Here is a 1012-nt window from a genome sequence, read left to right on the forward strand (position 1 = left end):
TGCGAACGGCTTGGTGGGTGCGGCAGCAACGTCTTCCTGTCAGCAAGTACAGACCCGTCCAAGCCCTCGCAGGCACTTCGACAGGCTCAGTGCGAACGGCTTGGCGGGTGCGGCAGCAACGTCTTCCTGTCAGCCTCCACACCCCATGGCTGCGGTGGGCGCTCGCGCGGAGGCCGACTCTCGGGAAGAAACCGGCTCTCGGGAAGAAACCGGCTTTCGCGAAGAAGCCCGCGATCGCAAAGAATCCCGTTCGGGCTGAGCCTGTCGAAGCCCCCGCAAGCGCTTCGCTCAGTACAGACCCGTCCAAGCCCTCGCGAGCACTTCGACAAGCTCAGTGCGAACGGCTTGGTGGGTGGCGGCAGCAACGTCTTCCTGTCAGCAAGTACAGACAGACCCGTCCAAGCCCTCTCGGGCACTTCCACAGGCTCAGTGCGAGCGGCTCTGAAGGTCCGACAGCACCGGCTGCTTGCGCGATGGCACCTGTTCCGGAGGCATCGGCAACGCGTCCACCGCCTCGCGCAGGGCCTTGCCCGGCTTGAAGTGGGGCACCAGCTTCTCGGGGATGGTCACCTGCGCGCCGCTGCGGGGGTTGCGCCCCAAACGCGGCGGCCGACGGCTGATCGAGAAGCTGCCAAACCCGCGGATCTCAATGCGGTGCCCGCGCGCCAGGGCGTCGGACATCGCATCGAGAATGGTCTTGACTGCGAACTCGGTGTCGCGCTGCGTGAGCTGCGCGAACCGCTCGGCCAGACGAAGCACCAGATCCGAACGGGTCATGGACGTCAGCCGTTGTTGCTGTTGTCGAGCTTGGCGCGCAGCAGGGCGCCCAGGCTGGTGGTGCCGGCGTTCTCGCGCTCGTTGTTCTGCGACAGGCGCTGCATGGCTTCCTGCTGGTCGGCCACGTCCTTGGCTTTGATGGACAGCTGGATCGAGCGGGCCTTGCGGTCCACGTTGATCACCATCACGGAGACGTCGTCTCCTTCCTTCAGCACGTTGCGCGCGTCTTCCACGC

At 65.6% G+C, this 1012-nt stretch carries 2 protein-coding genes; both read right to left on the reverse strand.

Annotated features, from left to right (window positions below):
• Positions 1-426 precede the first annotated feature (426 nt).
• A complete protein-coding gene (locus ACOVRJ_RS10805) occupies positions 427-777 on the reverse strand; it encodes an integration host factor subunit beta (protein ID WP_422043382.1) in 351 nt (116 codons plus the stop codon).
• A gap of 5 nt (positions 778-782) precedes the next feature.
• The coding region (locus ACOVRJ_RS10810; protein WP_422043858.1) for a S1 RNA-binding domain-containing protein at positions 783-1012 on the reverse strand (230 nt) is incomplete at its 5' end.

It is taken from the genome of Roseateles sp., assembly GCF_049240545.1.
In the GTDB taxonomy this organism is placed as follows: Bacteria; Pseudomonadota; Gammaproteobacteria; order Burkholderiales; family Burkholderiaceae_C; genus Paucibacter_A.

What these genes read in the sequence shown, in the direction of transcription:
- ACOVRJ_RS10805 (WP_422043382.1), bottom strand. Translation starts at nt 777, where the DNA reads ATGACCCGTTCGGATCTGGTGCTTCGTCTGGCCGAGCGGTTCGCGCAG.